Here is a 20,574-nt window from a genome sequence, read left to right on the forward strand (position 1 = left end):
ACAGTTGGATATCCGGAAGATTGGTAAAACGCCGCTGGCCGTGACAACGATCGGCTTTGGTGGGGCAGCTATTGGCGGGCTCTATCGCGAGTGCACGCGTGACGCAGCGATGGAAACATTGCAGGCCGCGTGGGATGCTGGATTACGCTATTTTGATACGGCGCCCTTTTATGGCTTCGGCCTTTCAGAACGGCGAACGGGTGATTTTCTGCGCGACAAACCGCGTGAAACCTATGTTCTTTCAACGAAGGTTGGCCGGTTTCTGCGACCTGTTCCGGAAGAGCAGGTCCCCGATCACTCCTACATCAATCCCCTGCCCTTCGCTGTCGACTATGACTACAGTTATGACGGTATCATGCGGTCCTTCGAGTTCAGCTTTGCGCGGCTGGGCCTGAACAGGATCGATATACTTTACGTGCATGATATTGGCGCCTACACCCATGGTGCCGACAAGAACGCCGTCTACATGGCCCAGCTGCTTGGAGGCGGACTGAAGGCGTTGGAGGAGCTCAAATCTTCGGGTGCGATCTCAGCCTATGGCCTCGGCGTCAACGAGGTCGAAGTTTGCCTTGAGGTCGCCGCCAGACACCCGATTGACTGCATTCTGCTCGCGGGGCGCTATTCCCTGCTCGACCGTTCCGCCGAACGCGGCTTGCTGGATATCTGCCGGAAACAGCAAATATCTCTGGTGATTGGCGGCGTCTTTAACTCAGGCATTCTGGCAACCGGCCCGGTTCCCGGTGCAAATTTTGACTATGGGCCCGCATCACAGGACATTCTGGATCGCGTGCGCTCCATGCAGGCAGTTGCAACGAACCATCATGTACCGTTGGCGGCAGCGGCACTTCAGTTTCCGTTCCGCGAGCCGGTGGTGGCGAATGTGCTGATCGGTACCGCAAAACCGTCGAGTCTCACCCGAAATATCGAGCTTCTTTCAACAGAAGTCCCTGAAAGCGTCTACGCAGAATGTGAACCCTTCACGATCCGCTGAGATGCTTGCAAAGAATACGCATTTAAATTAGCTTCGCATGATCGATGTTTTTTATCGATAAAGAGCGGATTGAAAAGCGCCCTCTCAATCCGGACATAAGCAAATAAAACCGGCGCTACGAGAGGAACACAACCATGATTTCTACAGGAAAGTGCATCAATCGCAGAACCGTTCTTGGTACCGCCGCTCTGGCTCTGCTGGCAGGAATGATATCCGTCGCACCGGTCCGTGCCGCGGATGTAACCATCCCTATTATCGTCAAGGACACGACGTCTTTCTATTGGCAGATCGTCCTTGCCGGCGCGCGCAAGGCGGGCAAGGATCTCGGTGTCAAAGTACCCGAGCTTGGGGCCCAGGCTGAATCTGATATTAACGGCCAGATTTCCATTCTTGAAAATGCCGTCTCCGGCAAACCGGCTGCCATCGTCATCTCCCCCACCGAGTTCAAAGCACTCGGCAAGCCCATTGATGAAGCGGCGAAATCCGTCAAAATCATTGGCATCGACTCCGCTGCGGATTCCAAGGCATTCACGTCATTCCTGACAACGGACAATGTACAGGGTGGACGTGTGGCAGCCGACGGTCTCGCCGCAGCAATCACAGAAAAATATGGCAAGGCTGAAGGCGAAGTGGCTCTCATCACGGCCCTTCCCGGCGTCGGTTCACTCGACCAGCGCGCCAAAGGTTTCAAAGAACAGCTTGCAGCCAAATATCCCGGTCTCAAGCTGATTGCCGACAAGGTTGCTGACGGTCAGGCCACGACGGGTCTCAACATCACGACCGATCTGATCACCGCCAATCCAAACCTGCGCGGTATCTTCACATCCAATCTGATCATGGCTCAGGGTGCGGGTCAGGCCATTGCCGAAAACAAGGCGCAGGACAAGATCAAGGTTATCGGCTTCGACAGCGATGAAAAGCTGGTCAAATTCCTGTCAAACGGGACATTGGCCGGGCTAATCGTTCAGGATCCCTACCGCATGGGCTATGATGGCATCAAGACCGCTTTGGCTGCCTCAAAAGGCGAAAAGACAGAGGCCAATGTCGATACCGGTGCAAACCTGATCACCAAAGCCAATATGAACGACAAACGCGCGCAGGAGTTGCTCAACCCCAAGCTTGACTGATCCAGATTTGCTCAACAGTCAGTGGGGTCGCCATGACAGATCATGATATTTCGCATCGCTCCAGCAGCGGGCAAAGTGAAGATGTATCCGCAGCGGCGGCCCACCTGCCTATTCTGGAATTGCGTGGGCTTGAGAAACAATATCTTGGAACCCATGCGTTAAAACCTGCCGATCTCGCTTTCAAGGCTGGAGAAATTCACGCCATTGTCGGTGAGAACGGCGCAGGAAAATCGACGCTGATCAAGCTTTTGACCGGCGTCATTCCCCGCACTGCCGGTGAAATATTGTTTCGGGGCGAACCCGTAGCGCTGACGACACCGCTGGAAGCGATCCAGCATGGGATCAATGCCGTGCATCAGGAGGTCGTGCTCTGCCCGCATTTGACCGTTGCCGCCAATATCTTTCTGGGTGAGGAACAGCGCCGTTTCGGTCTCCTGCAGCATCGCCATATGATCCGGGAAGCACAGAAAATCCTTGATGATCTTGGCTTTGCACTACCGGCCCATGCGCTGCTAAGCGACCTGACCATCGGGCAGCAGCAATTGATCGCAACGGCGCGCGCAGCAACACGCGGCGCACGTTTCCTCATCTTCGACGAACCGACCGCCTATCTGACACGCGAAGAAGCGGCGCAGCTCTTTGCACTGATCCGACGCCTGCAGAAAAGCGGCGTCACCATCGTCTATATCAGCCACCGCATGGAGGAAGTGTTTGAACTCGCCGACCGGGTTTCCATTCTGCGCGACGGACGGTTGGTTGGCACGCGCAATATCGGGGAAACCAACGAGAATGAATTGATCGGCCTGATGATCAATCGTTCAATCGAGCAGATTTATCACAAGGTGCCATTTACCTTTGGCAAGACAATCCTTGAGACAAAAAATCTCACCGGCAATGGCTTTGAAGATATCAGTCTTAGCGTGCGTGAGGGCGAAATTGTCGGGCTCTACGGCTTGATTGGCGCTGGTCGCAGTGAGTTCGTTACAACCATCTTTGGACGCCATCCGAAATCTTCAGGCAAAATTCTCTGGGACGGCAAAGAGGTGCGTATCGAGCGCGAGCGCGATGCGATCAAACTTGGCATCGCTCTGGCACCGGAGAGCCGCCGCGATCAGGGCCTATGCCTGTCCTTGCCCGTGTCACTCAATCTCAATCTGCCGATCTACAAGCAGCTCAGCAGGAACGTTCTGATTTCCCATCGCGAAGAAGCCAGACATGCCGACAATCAGATCTCGGACCTTCGCATCAAGACGTCCTCGCGCAGTGCCAGCGCTGCCAGCCTTTCCGGCGGCAACCAGCAGAAAATTGTCATCGGCAAATGGCTCAACCACGGTGCCAAGCTTTTCATTTTTGACGAACCTACGGTGGGTGTCGATGTGGGCACAAAGGCCGAAATCTACCGGCTGTTCTCGACCCTTCTTGAAAACGGCGCCGGTATCATTCTGATCTCGTCCTATCTTCCCGAAGTTTATGAGCTTGCCGATACACTGCACGTCTTCAGGCGTGGACATCTGGTGGCAAGCCATCCCCACAAATCCGTCACGCATGAAGATATCCTGACCCAAGCGCTCGGCTCAGCATCAACCGACGCCAGCACACGCAATTGATCTGTTCCGCCGCGATTATTCGCTTCGACTATCTGGAGATTTGTCCCGATGAGCCTTGAAACCAAAGACACCGGCACCACCCCGAAGCGGCGCTTCAATGTCCTGTTCGGACTGACGCTTTTTGCCCTGTTGCTGGTGCTGTGGCTGGTCCTTAGCCTTGCGACAGATAGTTTTTGGACCGGAAACAACATTTCCAATCTGCTGCGGCAAGGCTCGATGATTGCAATCCTCGCCATTGGCCAGACCTTCGTCATCATTACCGGCGGCATTGATCTGTCTGTCGGCGCGATTGTTGGCTTCACCAGTGTTATCGTTGCCTGGCTTTTAGCCCATGGTTTTCCGGTCTGGGCAGCGATCCTGATTACGCTGGGCATCGGTGTGTGTATCGGGCTTTTCCACGGTTTCGGCATTGTGCGTCTCGGGCTTCCCCCGTTCATCATCACACTCGCAACGCTCACGTCTCTGCGCGGCATCGGCCTGTTGATCACCAATGGCAACACGATCTCAATCGACAATGACCCATTTACCGAATTCTCCCGCAATGATTTTGCCGGAGTACCCAACCTGTTCCTGATGGTGGTCCTCGTCGGCATTCCCGCCTACATCTTTCTAAGTCATAGTCGCTGGGGACGTTATCTATTTTCCGTGGGATCGAATGCGGAAGCCTCGCGTCTGTCCGGCGTCAATGTCAAAGGGACGATCTATCTCGCCTACACATTATCAGCCGTCTGCGCATCATTCGTAGGATTGCTGCTTGCCTCCCGCATCGGCGTTGGCAATGCAATGCAGGCCGAAGGATGGGAACTGCAAGCCATCGCTTCCTCGGTTATCGGCGGCACCAGTCTTTTCGGCGCGGTCGGCTCTATTCATGGGCCGCTGCTGGGCGCTTTCATTCTTGCGACCATCAACAATGGCGCTAACCTGCTCAATGTTAATTCCTTCTGGCAGCGGGTTATAACAGGCGTCCTGATCATTGTTATTGTGTACTTCGATCAGCTGCGCCGCAGGCGAAGATAGGCGTTATTCGGGAACATTTGACCTATTCAAGGGTTTCTATAGTACCGAGAGTGAGTTTTGGGAGAGCTCTTGCTTTCGTCAGAGGTCTGGTCGAGCCATCGTGGAACTTCATCCTTCGATACTCCCAGACCTCGTTCTATCCACTAGAGACGGCCGTTTCTCACAGGATGCGGCGGCGGAAACAGAGTTCATATGACACCCGTGAGATTAACGCGCCGTGCAAGAGCCACGGCGCTTTCCTTACGCTCGCTATAACGGTTGGTGAGATAATCCGACACGTCGCGTGTCAGCAGCGTGAACTTCATAAGCTCCTCCATGACATCCACAACGCGATCGTAATAGGCGGATGGTTTCATGTGGCCGTTTTCGTCAAACTCCTGATAGGCTTTGGCAACCGACGACTGGTTCGGGATTGTGACCATACGCATCCAGCGTCCGAGAACCCGCATCTGGTTGACTGCATTAAACGACTGTGACCCGCCAGAAACCTGCATAACCGCAAGCGTTCGCCCCTGAGTAGGACGAATCGCACCCATGGCAAGTGGTATCCAGTCGATCTGTGATTTCATGACACCTGTCATGGCACCATGCCGCTCGGGACTGGTCCAGACCTGCCCTTCGGACCAGAGTGAAAGGTCGCGCAGTTCCTGCACCTTTGGATGATCAACGGGCGCGTCATCCGGCAAAGGCAATCCTGCTGGATCATAGACGCGAGTCTCCGCACCAAAATACTCCAACAGGCGCGCTGCTTCTTGCGTTAGAAAGCGGCTGTAGGACACCTTCCGGATGGAGCCGTAAAGCAACAGGATACGCGGCCGGTGTGTCGAGAGCTGAACAGATAACTTTTCAGGATCAGGAATCTGCAGGGCCTCGGATAGAGTATTGGCTAAATCAGACAATGCGCTTTCCTTTAGCATCAATGACCACTTCACCATCTTCCTTGGTGAAAGCTCGCTTTGGTGGGCTCGGGAGTATGTCAAGGACAAGCTCAGACGGTCGGCTTAGGCGTACGCCTTTTTCAGTCACCACAAACGGGCGGTTAATCAGGATCGGATGGGCTTCCATCGCATCCAGCAATTGTTCATCTGTCAAATCCGGGTCATCGAGCCCAAGCTCCGCATAGGGCGTGCCCTTTTCGCGAATGGCTTCGCGCACCGTCAACCCTGCTCTTCGAATGATATCTTTCAGCTCCTGACGTGCTGGAGGTGTCTTCAGATACTGGATTATGGTTGGCTCAATACCTGCATTCCGGATCATTGCGAGCACATTGCGCGACGTGCCACAGGCAGGATTATGATAAATGGTGACAGTCATTAGATGGCCCTTTCCGCTTTTTGAACGTTCTGGACGGCGGCTCCGCGCTCGTACCAATTCTTGCTTCGGTTGACGATCCACACCACCGACAACATGACTGGCACTTCAATCAACACACCGACGACAGTAGCGAGTGCGGCACCGGAGTTAAAACCAAACAAACTAATCGCAGCGGCCACCGCCAGTTCGAAGAAGTTACTTGCCCCGATCAATGCAGACGGCCCGGCGACACAATGCTGTTCACCACTGATACGATTAAGGAGATAGGCAAGGCCTGAATTGAAATAGACCTGTATCAAGATCGGTACGGCTAGAAGCGCAATCACCAGCGGTTGAGCGATAATCTGCTTCCCCTGAAAGCCGAAGAGCATCACCAATGTTGTCAGCAATGCCACAAGCGATAGCGGTTGAAGAATACCGACTAATCGATCAAAGGCCGCCTTGCCTCCATTTGCCAGCAACCACCGGCGAATGATCTGGGCGATGATGACCGGAACAATGATGTATAGAACCACCGATATGATAAGCGTATCCCATGGCACGGTGATTGCCGAAAGACCAAGAAGCAGGCCCACAATAGGGGCAAACGCAACGACCATAATCGCATCGTTCAAAGCCACCTGAGACAAGGTGAAATGTGGTTCGCCCTTCGTGAGGTTAGACCAGACAAAAACCATGGCTGTGCAAGGCGCAGCGGCTAGAATGATCAGCCCAGCAATATAGGAATCGATCTGTATAGCAGGCAAATATGGTCGAAAGAGCCAACCGACAAATACCCAGCCAAGCAACGCCATGGAGAATGGTTTTATAGCCCAATTGATAAACAGGGTTACACCAATTCCACGCCAATAAGCGCCGACCGTACGCAGCGACGCAAAGTCGATACGCAGCAACATCGGAATGATCATCAACCATATGAGAACAGCCATCGGAATGTTCACTTGGGCGTATTCAGCAGCGCCGATAGCCTGAAACACGCCCGGAATAAAATGGCCAAGCGCAATCCCAGCAACAATGCATAGGGCAACCCACAGAGTGAGGTAGCGTTCAAAGACAGACATTGGCTTTCCTATAGAAAACGGATCGCGTCAAAATGGATATTGGGGCCGGATACAGCCCAGGACTTGCAGCATTGGCAGAATGTCAAACGGCACGGCATCCGCTGTTGAATCGTACAGAATTGCCTCTACACAGGAACAGGACATCATAGACGCGATCAGTCATTGAACTTCTCCTTGGGCGGGCAACATGGAACGATATCAGTGATGAGCGGAGTGCAAATGTCCGGATGACCTGCGCAGCAATCCTTCAGCAGATAACTGATCGCAGCGCGAAGATTCTCGAACCTCGCGCGATAAATAATGGAACGGCTGTGGCGGACAGAAGAGATCAGTCCCGCGCGCGACAATATCGCCAGATGCGCCGACATCGTGTTTTGCGGAATATCCAGCAGTCGCGATATCTCTCCCGCCGCTATTCCTTCCGGTTCACGCATCACAATCAGCTTGAATGCATCCATGCGCGATGATTGGGCAAGGGCCGAAAAAGCCTCAATGGTTTGATCTTTTTCCATATATCTGGATTTATAGATATAATATCAGACTGTCAAGTCAATTTCATGTGAGCATTCGTCAATCAGCGGTCAGACACCTTGCTATGAATGATCCAAAGGCGCCAGATCGCCCAAGACGGTCGGAATAAGCTCGGAGACTGTCGGGTGTATTGGCACTGCCCATTTGAGCGTTGGATAGTCCATCTTCGCGCTCATGGCATCGAGTATCCCGTGGATCGCCTCATCACCGCTTGTTCCCAGAATAGCCGCGCCCAATATCTGCTTTGTCTGAGCATCAGCAACGATCTTCATGAAGCCCTGTGTTTCGCCCTTCTCCACAGCGCGGCCAACACGCGTCATCGGTCGTTTGGATATAAGAATAGGGCGACCCGTTGCCTTGGCCTGCGTCTCGCTCATTCCCACCCGGCCAAGTGGCGGATCGATATAAAGGGCATAGCCCTGCACGCGCTCGCTAACCCTGCGGTCTTCCCCGTCCAGAAGATTGGCCGCGACAATCTCGAAATCATTATAGGCCGTGTGGGTGAAAGCACCCTTGCCATTGCAATCTCCAAGAGCCCAGATGCCTTCAACGCTTGTTGCGAGATAATCGTCGACCTTGATGTAGCCCCGCTCGTCGGTGGCAATACCCGCCTTGTCCAGATCAAGATCGTCAGTATTGGGACGGCGACCAATCGCCAGAAGCACATGCGAACCGACAGCACTGCGCTCGTCAGAGTCGCAATCAAGGTGAACTTCCGTACCGCCTTCATGCGGTTTGAAAGCGATACAGTTTGCGTTGAGACGGCAGGAAATACCTTCGTTTTCCAGAATATCCTTTATGGCTTCGGATACATCCTCGTCTTCGCGCCCGACCAAGCGAGGACCTTTTTCGACAATGGTCACCTGCGATCCAAAACGCCGGTACATCTGCGCAAATTCGAGGCCGATGTAACTGCCACCGATCACCACCAGATGTTTCGGCAGAACATCAAGCTGCATCATGCCAGTGTTGGTAAGATAGTCGATATCACCGATACCCGGCATGTCAGGGATATTGGCGCGCCCGCCCACATTCAGGAAAATGCGCGGAGCATCAAAGAGCACCCCGTCAATGCTGATCGTATGCGGGCCAGTAAACCGGGCATGACCTTCAATAACAGTGCAATTCTTCATGCCGCGCAGCCAGTTCTCGACACCTGTGCGGGCGTTAAGAGTAACGGTATCGGCTCTTTGCCGCACCCGTTGCATATCAACCCGAATGGGTTGCTCGATGACAACGCCGTAGTCCCCACCCCGGCGGGCGAGATGCGCCGCATAGGCGCTGGCGACCATCGTCTTTGTCGGCATGCAGCCGGTGTTGACGCAGGTGCCGCCGAACAATTTTCGCTCGACCATCAATACCTTCATACCCGAAGTGGTCAGCCGGCCCGCCAGCGATGGACCCGCCTGTCCGGCACCGATAATGATCGCGTCAAAAGACTGGCTCATGGCAATGCTCCATCAAGAAAGATTGGGATAGGGTAGCAACAGTGAGGTCGCCATGAAAGGCGTGTGACGCCCATGCTGCGGAGTGAACGTATCGACACCCGTATGCAAGACCTTTAGAACAGCGGAAAGAAAATGGTCCCATCTGCACAAACCAATCCACATTCTGTTAGAAGCAAACAATGAACTATGTCAGGCAAGCCATAGCCAGCCTTACCATTTTCGCGACGACAAGCGTATGGGAACTCCGGTCACTGGCAAAGCCCGGACCAAGAATGGTCGATGAATTCGAATGCGTTGTATCCGTTCTCCTCGCCATCATCTTCGCGCATATTCTTGGCGCACAGAATGTCGGCTGGGCTGCCTTCAGTGGCTATATGGTCATGCGGTCCCATGTATCGGAAAGTCTCACCCGAGGGATTTTGCGCATCATCGGAACGTCAGCAGGCGCAGGCGCGGCTCTGGGTTTGGCGCCTTTGGTTATCGGTAATCCATTACTTTTATGCCTATCCCTTGTCATTTTTGGTGGGGTCACACTCTACTTCGCACTTGTTGGAAAACGCAGCTACGCCTGGCTGTTTACAGGGCTGACATTCTGCATGGTACTGATCGATGGCATGAAGCACCCATCAGGGTCAGTTTTACCCTTTGCCCAATCGCGTCTTGTCGAAATCCTTGCGGGAACCCTCGCCTGCATTCTAGTCAGTGCTGTCTCGACCTTCACAATCAGGCGCAGATTACCGCGACAATCAAAGGAAACGCCCGTTCAGGCGGCCATAAGACACTCCGTCGTCTGGCATAAGGGCGCAGCAAAGCATTCGGTACAGGCGGCAATCGCTCTCGGGCTCATTCCATGGATATGGGTATGGACCGGCATCACTTCACTGAGCCAGTCGAGCATCACAATCATGGCTGTGATGATGATCCCCGTGACCAGCCTATCAACCAGTGTGCTGAACCCGATCACATCGCGGCTGATCCTGCGCTTCGTCGGTTGCAGCGTGGGTGGGTTGATCGCCACCGCAATTCTGCTGAGCAGTCATCAGTCGCCCATTCTCATGACAATGGGTGTCTGTATCGGTGTTCTTGTCGGACGGCATATCGAAAACAGCAACTCGTCGATCAGCTATATCGGCACGCAATTTGTTCTGGCTTTTCTTGTTGTGCTTGTGCCTGATACCTATACCAATGCGGCGCTTGAACCCGGCATGGAGCGCCTTGCTGGCATCCTGTTTGGTGTGGTTATTCTTGAGCCGGTCCTGCTCATCTCCCACTATCTGTTTCGCGATCATCCACCCCGGAATGACGGCGTCGACATGAAGCAGCCATCATCAAACGAGTAAGCCACATTCTTGCGCAAAACTTTACGCGCGACAATTTTTATATTGACATAGCAATATAAATTGCACATCCATGCAGTGGACGAAGGTGGGAGGAGCATGGCCATCGCCAATGGACTTGAGCACGGCAAACAGGCTGCGCAATGTCCGGCAATATTTCGCTAATGCCCAACCGCCGGATTTCGAGAAAACAACTGTTCTGGAGGGAACAATGATCCGCACCCATTTTACCAAACTGCTTCTTGCCGGCGCGGTAGCGCTCATGGCTACAGGTGCCTATGCTGAAGGCATCGGCGCTTCCCTGCTCACGCAGCAGCATCCATTCTACATCTCGCTTGCTTCCGCCATGACCGCAGAAGCCAAGGCGGAAAACGTGCCGCTTGAAATTGCGATTGCCAATCAGGATCTGAACAAGCAGCTCGCCGATGTGGAAGATTTCATCACCAAGGGCGTCAGTGTCATCATCATTTCGCCTGTAGATAGCACAGGCGTAAAATCCGCCATCACCAAAGCCCAGAAGGCAGGCATCAAGGTCATCACCGTGGATGTTCCCGCCAAGGGCGTTGAAGTGACTTCGCATGTCGGCACCGACAATTACACCGGCGGCGTCAAGGCGGGCGAGTTGATGGCCAAGCAGATCGGCGACAAGGGCAATGTTGCGGTTATCGACTACCCGACGGTGCAATCCGTCGTGGATCGCGTCGAAGGCTTCAAGAAGGCAATTGCTGCACATCCTGATATCAAGATCGTCTCCATCCAGACCGGCATTACCCGGCCGGAGGCGCTAGCCGCTGCCCAGAACATTCTGCAGGCAAATCCTGATGTGGTCGGCATTTTCGGCTTTGGCGATGATGCGGCGCTGGCCGCTGCTTCTGCAGTCAAGTCGGCAAAGCTTCAGGAACAGGTCAAGGTCATCGGCTTTGACGGTATGGAAGAAGCCCGCAATGCGGTGAAAAACGACCCTGTTATGGTTGGCGTTATTGCGCAGTATCCGGACCAGATGGGCAAAGTCGCGGTCGAGACCGCGGGCAAGATCATCAAGGGCGAGACGGTTGAAGCCAAGCAGCCAATCGTTCCTGGTGTCGTCACCAAGGCTGGCGAAGAAAAGTAACCTCGCAAAGGTCTCCACTCAATAATGCCACCCGCGCGAATACATCTTCGCGGGTGGCCGTATGGAAAGACCTCCGGTAGGATTGTCGTTCATGATCGCTTCACCCAATGCCCCCGTGCTTGAAATCAAGGATGTTGCCAAGACTTTTGGTCCGGTGACCGCGCTCAAGCGCATGAATCTTTCCGTCCGCAGCGGACGTGTTCACACGCTGCTCGGCGAGAACGGCGCGGGCAAATCCACGCTGATGAAAATTCTTGTCGGTCTGTTCCAGCCGACTTCCGGATCGATCACCCTGCGCGGCAAACCCTATGCACCGAAAAACCCCATCGAGGCAAAAGCACTGGGGTTGAGCATCGTGTTTCAGGAACTCAGCCTTTGCCGCAATCTGTCAGTTGCCGAGAACATTCTGGCCACGCATGAGCCCAATAGTTTTGGCTTCATCAAAGAGCGCGATCTCAATGCGCAGGCGGCGCAGATTGTCAGTGAGCTTGGCTTGCCGGTCAATGTGAGGACCAAGGTGGGTGACCTTTCCATTGCCCAGCGTCAGCTCGTCGAAATTGCAAAGGGGCTTAGCCGTCCCGCCGATGTGGTCATCCTTGACGAACCGACATCCTCGCTGTCGGACAGCGAAGCGGAAATCCTTTTCACCATCATCGACCGGCTGAAGGCCAAGGGTACCGCGATCATCTATATCTCCCACCGCATGGAAGAAATCATGCGTATTTCCGATGATATTACAGTCATCCGCGATGGTTCCTTTGTAGCGACGACAGAAAAGCAGAACACCAGCATTGAAGGCCTGATCGCCCTGATGGTCGGACGCGAGATGAAGGATATCTATCCGCCACGTTTGGTCGAGCGTCCCTCGTCTGCAATCGCGCCTGTCCTTGCGGTTGAGAATCTCTCGGAAGCAGGCAGGTTTGAAAATGTTTCGCTCGATGTCCGCCCCGGGGAAGTTGTTGGACTGTTCGGCCTGATCGGCTCAGGCCGCTCCGACGTGATGAAGGCACTCTTCGGGTTCGGACAACCAACCGGCACCATTCGCCTGAATGGTAATCCGGTGCATTTGCGCTCCCCGGCCGATGCGATCCGGCACGGAATTGCCTTCGTAACCGAAAACCGCAAGGAAGAAGGGCTCGTGCTGCAGCACAGTGTCGAGCGCAACATCAACATGGTCGCATTGGGTCAACTCGCCGGACAGTTCGGATTCACCCGCCCTGCCCGTGAACGCGCCGCAGCGAAGACTGAAATCCTGCGCCTTGCCATCAAGACCGCATCGATGGAAACGCCAGCCGGGTCGCTCAGCGGTGGCAATCAGCAGAAAATCGTCATCGCCAAATGGCTGCAGACCCGACCCAAAATACTGATCCTTGACGAGCCAACGCGTGGTGTCGATGTCGGTGCCAAGTTCGAGATCTACCGTATTATCCGCGAGCTTGCCGCCGCTGGCACCGCCATCCTGATGGTATCCTCAGAATTGCCCGAAGTGCTTGGCCTCAGCGACCGGCTCGTCATCATGCACAACAAGCGCGTGGCAAAAATGCTGGATGCGCAGGGCCTCAGCCCCGAAACCGTTATGACCTACGCAGCAGGAATACACCAATGACCAATTCTACCGAGACGAAGCAGGCGCTTCTGGCTTCCCCCCTCATCCGGCAATATGGTGGCATTGTCATCTCGCTGATCATCCTGTGTCTGGTCTTTTCAACGATCAGCCCGCGCTTCCTTGCCTTCAACAATTTCATGAATATCATGCAGCAAGTGGCTGTGATTGCTGTTGCTGCCTATGGCATGACCTATGTGATCCTGCTTGGCGATATTGACCTCTCTGTCGGCTCGATCATTGCCGTGGCGGGCATGGTCGCTGCGCAAGCCTTTTCCATGGGTTTTGGTTTTGTCCCAACAGTGTTCATAACGCTTGCAGCTGGTGCGATCATGGGCGGGCTTAACGGTGTTCTCTCGGCAAAACTCATGCTGCCTTCGTTCATCGTCACGGTCGCCACGATGGGTATCTATCGCGGAGCCGTCAGCCTGCCGACCAATGGCGCGCCGGCTTCCATCGACAATGAAACCTGGCTGGCGATTGGTAGCGAAAGCTGGCTTGGTCTGCCTATCATCATCTGGATCGTCATTGCGCTCTTCGCGATCAATCACATTGTCCTGTCCCGCACGATCTTCGGCCGCCGTGCCTATCTTGCTGGTGGCAATCGCGAGGCTGCAATCTATTCCGGCATTCGCGTTGACCGCTTGAAGATCATCATTTTCATGATCTCCGGCGTGATGGCAGCTATCAGCGGAATCCTGCTGTCGTCGCGGCTTTCCTCGGCACAAACCAATGCGGGCATGGGCTATGAGCTGGATGCGATTGCCGCTGTTGTGCTTGGCGGCACCAGTCTTGCAGGCGGTGTCGGCACAATGGTTGGGACCATCCTTGGCGCGCTGATTATCGGCGTTATCAACAACGGCATGAATATGCTGGCCGTTCCGTATTTCTACCAGCTCATCTTCAAGGGTATCGTTATTCTCTTTGCTGTCTGGCTCGATGTGCGCAGCAAGTCGATGCGCGCTTAATCGACTGCAGCCGGTCCGGGCAGGAACACGGCAAAGGGTTCCTCCACCGTGCGCTTGAGATAAGCGAGATAAGACGCGTAGCTGGCGTGATCAGGGGCGATACGCCCGAACTGTGCATCCGGTGCCGACCCCATCGGAATGAGCACAATTGGCGCCGAAACCGGTGTCAGTTGTGCACCGCGCCCGGCCTGCAATGTGGTAAGGATGCCATACATCTCCCCTGTGATGGACGGGCGCGAGATGATGATCAGGCGATGCTGCCCTGATGTATTGGTCGCAAGGTAGATATGGCCGGAAAGGTTTGGAATGGCCACTGTACCCTGCTGGGTAAAGGCAGCATCCAGCCGTTCCTTTTCGATGAAACGCAGGTTGGACGAGGCATCGTTCCAGCCGATTTCGGTGCAATAGGCAAAAATGGCTTTCGGATCACCAAACGAGGGGCGCAAGGTCAGATACCGGCCTTCAATCCATCCGACGGCGGCGCGGGAGTAGGCACCAAAATCCTCGCTGGCGTGACCGTGGCTTGGCAGCGGTGGGTTATCATGACTGTCAGCGCCGCGCAGACGCATGCCAAGCGCCTCTTCAAGCCTGATCGTTGTTGCCAGCGTGAATGGACGATGGCCTGACAGAGCCTTCTCCAGCGTGGAAAGGCTGATTTTCGCCTGATCGGCCAGATACTGCCGCGAAATGCGCCGGCGCGCCATTTCCTCGCGGATTTTCGCGGCGACCGTATCGTTCTGCCGTTCTGATAACTGGCTGTCTATATCCCCGGCCATGATGCCCCTGCTTTCCCAATCACGTACATTCCTTCACATATCCACACAAGTCCATCAGGAGCAAGACATGATGTGACGCAGCCGTGCGGAACATTCCCGAAGCTTACGCTGGCGCGGAAAAGGCCCATGTATGAAATGGGGAAAGCTTCCCGATGGGAGCACCAACAGGAGCTTTCCCGATGAAAATTGTAACCCATTCACCTTCCCCGCAACCCCTGCCAAGCTGGCTGCGCTACACTTGCCAGGCCGTCTGGCTCATCAACATTGTGGTCTTGCCGCTCGTGGCGCTTCTGGCTGTCTTCCTTGCCGGACCCGCCCGCGCCGAAACAGCCCAATCTCCCCTCGTCACCATGGATGAGGTCAAATCCGGTACGCTGCTGCTAAAAAGCTCCGAAGCTGGCCGCTATATCGAGGCCCCGCGCGTTGCCACCGACGTTGATATCATCGTCAGCGGCCCGACTGCGCGCGCCCGCATCACCCAGATTTTTACTAACCCTTCCAATGGCTGGGTAGAGGCTGTTTATGCCTATCCCCTGCCGGAAGAAAGTGCTGTCCATGCCCTTAAAATGGTCATCGGCAAGCGTGTGATCATTGGCGATATCAAAGAGAAAAAGGAAGCCAAGGCAATTTACGAAACGGCTAAGGCCGCGGGCCAGAAAGCCAGCCTTGTCGAGCAGGAACGCCCCAACCTCTTCACCAACTCCGTTGCCAATATCGGTCCGCATGAGCAGGTTGTGGTTCAGATCGACTATCAGGAACCCGTCCGCCTCTCCGGCGATGAATTCTCCCTGCGCGTGCCGCTCGTTGTAGCACCCCGTTACAATCCCGCGCCGATAACACAAACTGCCGATCTTGCTGCGGATGGTTCCGGCTGGGGCACAACAGCTGATCCTGTTCCGGATCGTGACAAGATCACCTCGCCCGCGCTTGACCCCCGCATCAATGCACCAGTCAATCCAGTTACCATCAAAGTACGCTTGCAGGCCGGTTTTGCCTTGGGTGAAGTCAAAAGCCCCCACCATTCCATCAGGACCGAAACCGTTGACGCACAGACGCAAATCATTGCGCTGACCGGTGAAAACCATGCGGATCGTGACTTTGAACTGACCTGGAAGCCACAAAATTCCAAAGCCCCTGCTGTTGGCCTGTTTCGCGAAACCATAGGCAAGAACGATTACGCCCTCGCCTATGTCACACCGCCTGTTGTCGAGCAGAAGCAGGAAGAACGTCCGCGTGAGATTGTCTTTGTCATCGATAACTCAGGCTCGATGGGTGGCACATCCATGGATCAGGCCAAAGCCAGCCTTGATTATGCCTTGAGCCGCCTCAAACCAGCCGACCGGTTCAACGTCATCCGCTTTGACGACACCATGACCGCGCTGTTTCAAGATACAGTCACTGCCAATCGCGATAACGTCTCCACTGCCCGCGAATTTGTCGGCGACCTCGAAGCATCCGGCGGCACTGAAATGCTCGCACCGCTCGAAGCAGCTTTGAATGACAAACGCCCCAATGATCAGGCTTTTGTTCGCCAGATCGTATTCCTGACCGACGGCGCGATCGGCAATGAACAACAGTTGCTCGATACGATTGCTGCCAAGCTTGGCCGTTCGCGGGTCTTCATGGTCGGCATTGGCTCTGCACCCAACAACTACCTGATGAACCGCGCTGCCGAACTTGGCCGTGGCACGTTCACTTCCATCGGCTCGACCGATCAGGTGGATGAGCGTATGCGCAACCTGTTTGCCAAGCTGGAAAGCCCTGTGATCACCAACCTCGTTGCAACATTCTCTGCCGGCAATGCGGACGTAACGCCAGCCATCCTGCCGGACCTTTATCGTGGCGAGCCGCTGGTTATTGCGGCCAAGCTTGGTTCGTTGTCTGGTACGCTGACAATCAAGGGCATGATCGGCAAACAGCCATGGGAAGTTACCCTGCCAGTTGCCAAGGCTGCTGAAGGCGAAGGCCTGTCAAAACTCTGGGCACGCCGCAAGATTTCCGATGCGGAAGTCGAAAGCACGCTCGGCAAAATCAGCCGCGAAGAAGCCGACAAGCGCATCCTCAAACTCGCCCTTGAAAACAGCCTCGTCTCGCGCCTGACCAGTCTGGTTGCCGTCGACAAGACCGTAACCCGGTCGCAGGATAAGCCGCTGACCCGCGCCGATGTTCCAATCAACCTGCCTGCAGGCTGGGATTTCGACAAGGTGTTTGGTGAACAGACCACACGCAAGGCCGGTCTTGAGAGCGACTCGAACATCCAGTTGGCCAAGCTGGTTCAAGGCAACAAGCCAGTGACCAAACAGGCACCTGCCGACGAACTCCCTCTGCCACAGACAGCTACAGATGCGGAACTGCGCATAATCGCTGGCCTGATGATGTTGCTGGCAAGCGCCGGACTGTTTTTCTTCACCCGCAAGACAACTGGGAAAGCATCATGAGTGCGACCGTAACAATCAATAATGGTTCAAAGCAGAAAGGCAGGGCGGTTATCCGCCCTGCTCTCCGGGCCGGAATGATTGCGATGGCTTTGTTTGGCCTTCTGTTGTTCAGCCAAGGGATATGGATTCATGCGAAAGCCATTCTGGCGCAGGTGCTTCTTGATCGCGCCTTCACCCAAAGCATCGAGACCGGTCAGCCGGTAAAGCCCTGGTCATGGGCCGATACATGGCCGGTTGCCCGTATTGAATTTCCACGTATTGGTGAGACGTCTATCGCTTTGCGTGGCGCAAGCGGGCAGGCATTGGCTTTTGGCCCCGGTCATGTGGATCGCAGTGCCGAGGCCGGTGAGAATGGTACAGCTGTTTACGCAGCACACCGCGACACGCATTTTGCCTTTCTGAAGAATGTCCAGATCGGAGATACGATCAAGATTACCCGGCGTGACGGCAAAGCTTTCACCTATCAGGTTACGGAAACATCCGTTGTGCACTGGGACCAGTCAGGCATTGATAGCAATGCCGACGGCAAGAATCTGGTTCTCGCCACCTGCTGGCCGTTCAATGCCACGACCTCGGGTCCAATGCGCTATCTGGTAAAAGCACAGATTGCGGAATGACTACCCATCCCACTCATTGTGGCGGATCAGCTCTTCCTTGATCAGCTTTTTCGCGATCTTGCCATAGGCGGATTTCGGCATCTCCGGCCAGAAGACAAAACGCTTCGGCAGTTTATAACGCGCCATCTTGCCATTGAGCCACGCCATGATCGCATCGCCATCCGGAGCACTGCCGGATCGCGCTACGCATACGGCCAGTCCAACTTCGCCCCAAACCGGATCAGGAATACCGAGAACAGCCACTTCACTAATATCCGGGTGGGTCAGGATCTTCTCCTCAATCTCCCGCGGATAAACGTTGGAACCGCCTGAGATATACATGTCCGACGCCCGGCCCGTGATGTAGACGAAACCGGCCTCATCCATATGGCCGAGATCACCGGTGCGGAACCAGCCATCGCGAAAGGCTTTCGCATTGGCTTCCGGATTGTCGTAGTAACCGGCAAACACCGCTGGACCGATAACGCAAATCTCGCCGGTTTCACCGGCCTTGACCTCCTGCCCGGTCTCATCTTGAATCGCAATCTGCATACCTGTCCGCGCAAAGCCGCAGGTGCCGATGCGTGCGTCAGGTCCATCTTCTACGTTGTGATAGGTGGGTGGCAGGACGGTAATATTGCCTGTTACCTCGCCAAGACCGAAATACTGGACAATCACGGGACCCAATGTGTTCAAGGCATGAATCTGATCGGTCCGATACATGGGCGCTCCGGCATAGATCACGTAGCGCAACGATGAGTGGTCGCGCTCATGCACAGCCGGATGTTCCGTCAGCATTTTGAGGATTGTCGGCACGGTGAACATATTGCTCACCCGCCATCTCTCAACCAACCGCCACGCTTCGGCGATATCGAACTTTTCCGTCGGCAGCAGGATCGTTTTCGAACCGCGTGCGACCTGCGTCAGTTGATGGACGCCTGCGCCATGGGAAAGAGGGGCCACGACAAGCGAGGCATCTTTTTCCGTTGTGCCCGGCATGAGATCACACAGGTGATTGGTGATGACGAACGCCATCTGGCCATGAGTCAGGACCGCAGCCTTGGGCCGTCCTGTCGTGCCTGAGGTGAAAAAGAACCAGCAGGGATCATCGTGATCAACCGCAGCAGTCGCAATTCTTTGACCGTCAAAGCGCGCAACAATGTTATCGTAATCCTCGCCGAAGTCCGCCTTGCCGATAACAATCACAAAGCCAAGATCAGAGTTCATATTCCGGCTTGCGACCACATGCTCGGGGAAAAGATGACCGCAGATCATCCCCTTGGCACCGCTCGCCTTGGCAAGATAGGCCACCTCATCCGGCGTCTGGCGAAAATTTGTCGGCACCCAAACCGCGCCCAGCTGGAAGCAGGCGAACATGGATTCAAACATCTGATTGCAATTCTGCGACTGGATCAGAATACGGTCGCCTTTGACCACGCCGAATTCGCTTTGCAGCGCCGCAGCCATCGCATCAACACGTCGCTGCAACGTCCCCCAGCTCCAGCACTTTTCGCCCCAGACGAATCCGATTTCCTCAGGCAGGCGGCGCGCGGTTTGCGCCAGAAAGCCCGACAGGTTCATCACGCGTTTTGACATGGCCGTAATCAGGGCCGCATCCTTGCTGCTCATACCTTCATCCGTTCCGGTCTTCTGGATTTCATTGCTGGTGTTACCGGGCGTTTTGGCCGGTCGCTCAGCGGCTGCAAATGCGCCAGCCGCGCCTCGATCTTTTTCGCTTCAATACGCATAAGCGCCGCCAGTTCCAGCTGACGTTCGGGCTGCATTCGACTGTCAATGGCCGCTATGCTCAGCGCACCGGCAGCTCTGCCATCAGGGAAATGGATCGCAAGGCCGATACCCCAAGAATTGGCAAGAATGCGCCCGGGATTAAGCGCAAAACCCTGCTCCCGTGCCGTTGCGATATCTTCCCTGATCTGTCGTGGCGAAAGATTGGGATAATCAGCCAGAAGCACTGTCTCATTGGCCGCCAGAATAATATCAATCTCGTCATCGGGCATTGTGGAAAGAATAGCCAGAGAACCACCGCCGACACCAAGAGGATGGCGATAACCCGCCTGTAGCGCATGGGTGCGGATCGGATAGGTCCCTTCCTCCCGATGCAGGCACACGGTATAGGTTTCGCGCTGGATGGATAGAAAGCTTGTGTCCTGCGTCTTGGCCGAAAGAATGCTCAAACTGTCGCGAGCGATCTGCAGCAATCCATACCGGCGGGTTGCCAGCGTGCCAAGCACATAGGCTTCCTGTCCGAGGTAATATCGACGGGTTTGCACGTCCTGCTCAACCAGACCGGACCGGATGAGAGCCAGCAACAACCGGCGCGTCGTCGGTTTGTTCAGACCGCTCTGCTCGACAATCTCGCTCAGCGATCCACCCTGATCACCGAAATAGCTGACAAGGCTGAGGAGGCCCAGCGCCCTGTCGACGCTTTGCGATCCACTGAGACTGGCTGGTGCCGTGATCCGTTCCTCCATGCTCCCCCACATGTTTCTCGATCCATATTGTGGATCATTTTGTCGAACTATTGAACAATGACATAAAAAATATTGCAAGATGTCAGCATTTGTTTATGGTTTTATCCAGTTCAAAGAGGAATTGCATTCTACAATATGGACCTATGAGTTGAGCTGA

Annotated in this window: 18 protein-coding genes; 10 read left to right on the forward strand and 8 right to left on the reverse strand. The window is 54.9% G+C overall.

The window, feature by feature from the left end:
• Positions 1–4: 4 nt before the first annotated feature.
• From BLU05_RS17330 to BLU05_RS17345, 4 genes are all read left to right on the forward strand, one after another.
• The gene (locus tag BLU05_RS17330; protein WP_091882559.1) at positions 5–991 is read left to right on the forward strand and encodes an aldo/keto reductase; all 987 of its coding nucleotides are present in this window, start codon (positions 5–7) and stop codon (positions 989–991) included.
• Between the two features lie 134 nt (positions 992–1,125).
• Positions 1,126–2,118, forward strand: coding sequence for an ABC transporter substrate-binding protein (locus tag BLU05_RS17335; protein WP_091882562.1), 993 nt, complete (start codon positions 1,126–1,128; stop codon positions 2,116–2,118).
• A 32-nt stretch (positions 2,119–2,150) separates the two neighbouring features.
• Positions 2,151–3,725 carry a sugar ABC transporter ATP-binding protein gene (locus BLU05_RS17340; RefSeq protein ID WP_091882565.1) on the forward strand — a complete coding sequence of 525 codons (1,575 nt, stop codon included), beginning with the start codon at positions 2,151–2,153 and terminating at the stop codon, positions 3,723–3,725.
• 48 nt (positions 3,726–3,773) lie between these two features.
• Positions 3,774–4,742 (forward strand): ABC transporter permease, encoded by a 969-nt coding sequence (locus tag BLU05_RS17345; protein ID WP_091882568.1) that lies wholly within the window; start codon positions 3,774–3,776, stop codon positions 4,740–4,742.
• Positions 4,743–4,930: 188 nt separating this feature from the next.
• Here the strand turns inward: BLU05_RS17345 and arsH are convergent, their stop codons facing one another.
• From arsH to BLU05_RS17370, 5 genes are all read right to left on the reverse strand, one after another.
• Entirely contained in the window at positions 4,931–5,659 is a 729-nt protein-coding gene (gene arsH, locus BLU05_RS17350; protein ID WP_091882571.1) for an arsenical resistance protein ArsH, read from the reverse strand.
• On the reverse strand, positions 5,634–6,056 hold the full coding sequence (arsC, locus tag BLU05_RS17355; protein WP_091882574.1) for an arsenate reductase (glutaredoxin): 423 nt from the start codon (positions 6,054–6,056) through the stop codon (positions 5,634–5,636). The genes arsH and arsC overlap by 26 nt, the downstream gene beginning before the upstream one ends.
• Positions 6,056–7,117, reverse strand: a complete 1,062-nt coding sequence (gene arsB / locus BLU05_RS17360) for an ACR3 family arsenite efflux transporter (RefSeq protein WP_091882577.1) — start codon at positions 7,115–7,117, stop codon at positions 6,056–6,058. The genes arsC and arsB overlap by 1 nt, the downstream gene beginning before the upstream one ends.
• A 155-nt stretch (positions 7,118–7,272) precedes the next feature.
• Positions 7,273–7,629, reverse strand: a complete 357-nt coding sequence (locus tag BLU05_RS17365) for an ArsR/SmtB family transcription factor (protein WP_091882580.1) — start codon at positions 7,627–7,629, stop codon at positions 7,273–7,275.
• An 81-nt stretch (positions 7,630–7,710) separates the two neighbouring features.
• Positions 7,711–9,096: an FAD-containing oxidoreductase gene (locus BLU05_RS17370; protein WP_091882582.1), complete on the reverse strand. Its 1,386-nt coding sequence runs from the start codon at positions 9,094–9,096 to the stop codon at positions 7,711–7,713.
• Positions 9,097–9,275: 179 nt separating this feature from the next.
• Between BLU05_RS17370 and BLU05_RS17375 the strand changes: the two genes are divergently transcribed.
• From BLU05_RS17375 to BLU05_RS17390, 4 genes are all read left to right on the forward strand, one after another.
• Positions 9,276–10,436 carry an FUSC family protein gene (locus BLU05_RS17375; RefSeq protein WP_091882585.1) on the forward strand — a complete coding sequence of 387 codons (1,161 nt, stop codon included), beginning with the start codon at positions 9,276–9,278 and terminating at the stop codon, positions 10,434–10,436.
• Between the two features lie 208 nt (positions 10,437–10,644).
• A complete protein-coding gene (locus BLU05_RS17380; protein ID WP_091883145.1) occupies positions 10,645–11,544 on the forward strand; it encodes a substrate-binding domain-containing protein in 900 nt (299 codons plus the stop codon).
• Positions 11,545–11,635: 91 nt separating this feature from the next.
• Positions 11,636–13,150, forward strand: a complete 1,515-nt coding sequence (locus BLU05_RS17385; protein WP_210184620.1) for a sugar ABC transporter ATP-binding protein — start codon at positions 11,636–11,638, stop codon at positions 13,148–13,150.
• Complete coding sequence (locus BLU05_RS17390) at positions 13,147–14,115, forward strand: ABC transporter permease (RefSeq protein WP_091882591.1); 969 nt, start codon at positions 13,147–13,149, stop codon at positions 14,113–14,115. The genes BLU05_RS17385 and BLU05_RS17390 overlap by 4 nt, the downstream gene beginning before the upstream one ends.
• On the opposite strand, the gene BLU05_RS17395 is transcribed toward BLU05_RS17390, so the two are convergent.
• Positions 14,112–14,891, reverse strand: coding sequence for a helix-turn-helix domain-containing protein (locus tag BLU05_RS17395; protein WP_091882594.1), 780 nt, complete (start codon positions 14,889–14,891; stop codon positions 14,112–14,114). The genes BLU05_RS17390 and BLU05_RS17395 overlap by 4 nt on opposite strands.
• 179 nt (positions 14,892–15,070) lie before the next feature.
• On the opposite strand from BLU05_RS17395, the gene BLU05_RS17400 reads away from it, so the two are divergent.
• Together BLU05_RS17400 and BLU05_RS17405 are read left to right on the forward strand one after the other, a co-directional pair.
• On the forward strand, positions 15,071–17,329 hold the full coding sequence (locus tag BLU05_RS17400) for a marine proteobacterial sortase target protein (RefSeq protein WP_091882597.1): 2,259 nt from the start codon (positions 15,071–15,073) through the stop codon (positions 17,327–17,329).
• On the forward strand, positions 17,326–17,946 hold the full coding sequence (locus BLU05_RS17405) for a class GN sortase (protein WP_091882599.1): 621 nt from the start codon (positions 17,326–17,328) through the stop codon (positions 17,944–17,946). The genes BLU05_RS17400 and BLU05_RS17405 overlap by 4 nt, the downstream gene beginning before the upstream one ends.
• Here BLU05_RS17405 and BLU05_RS17410 read toward each other — a convergent pair whose 3' ends face one another.
• Both BLU05_RS17410 and BLU05_RS17415 read right to left on the reverse strand, forming a co-directional pair.
• The gene (locus BLU05_RS17410; protein ID WP_091882602.1) at positions 17,947–19,554 is read right to left on the reverse strand and encodes an acyl-CoA synthetase; all 1,608 of its coding nucleotides are present in this window, start codon (positions 19,552–19,554) and stop codon (positions 17,947–17,949) included.
• A complete protein-coding gene (locus BLU05_RS17415; protein ID WP_091882605.1) occupies positions 19,551–20,417 on the reverse strand; it encodes an IclR family transcriptional regulator in 867 nt (288 codons plus the stop codon). The genes BLU05_RS17410 and BLU05_RS17415 overlap by 4 nt, the downstream gene beginning before the upstream one ends.
• Positions 20,418–20,574 lie beyond the last annotated feature (157 nt).

It is taken from the genome of Phyllobacterium sp. OV277, assembly GCF_900104355.1.
Classification (GTDB): domain Bacteria; phylum Pseudomonadota; class Alphaproteobacteria; order Rhizobiales; family Rhizobiaceae; genus Phyllobacterium.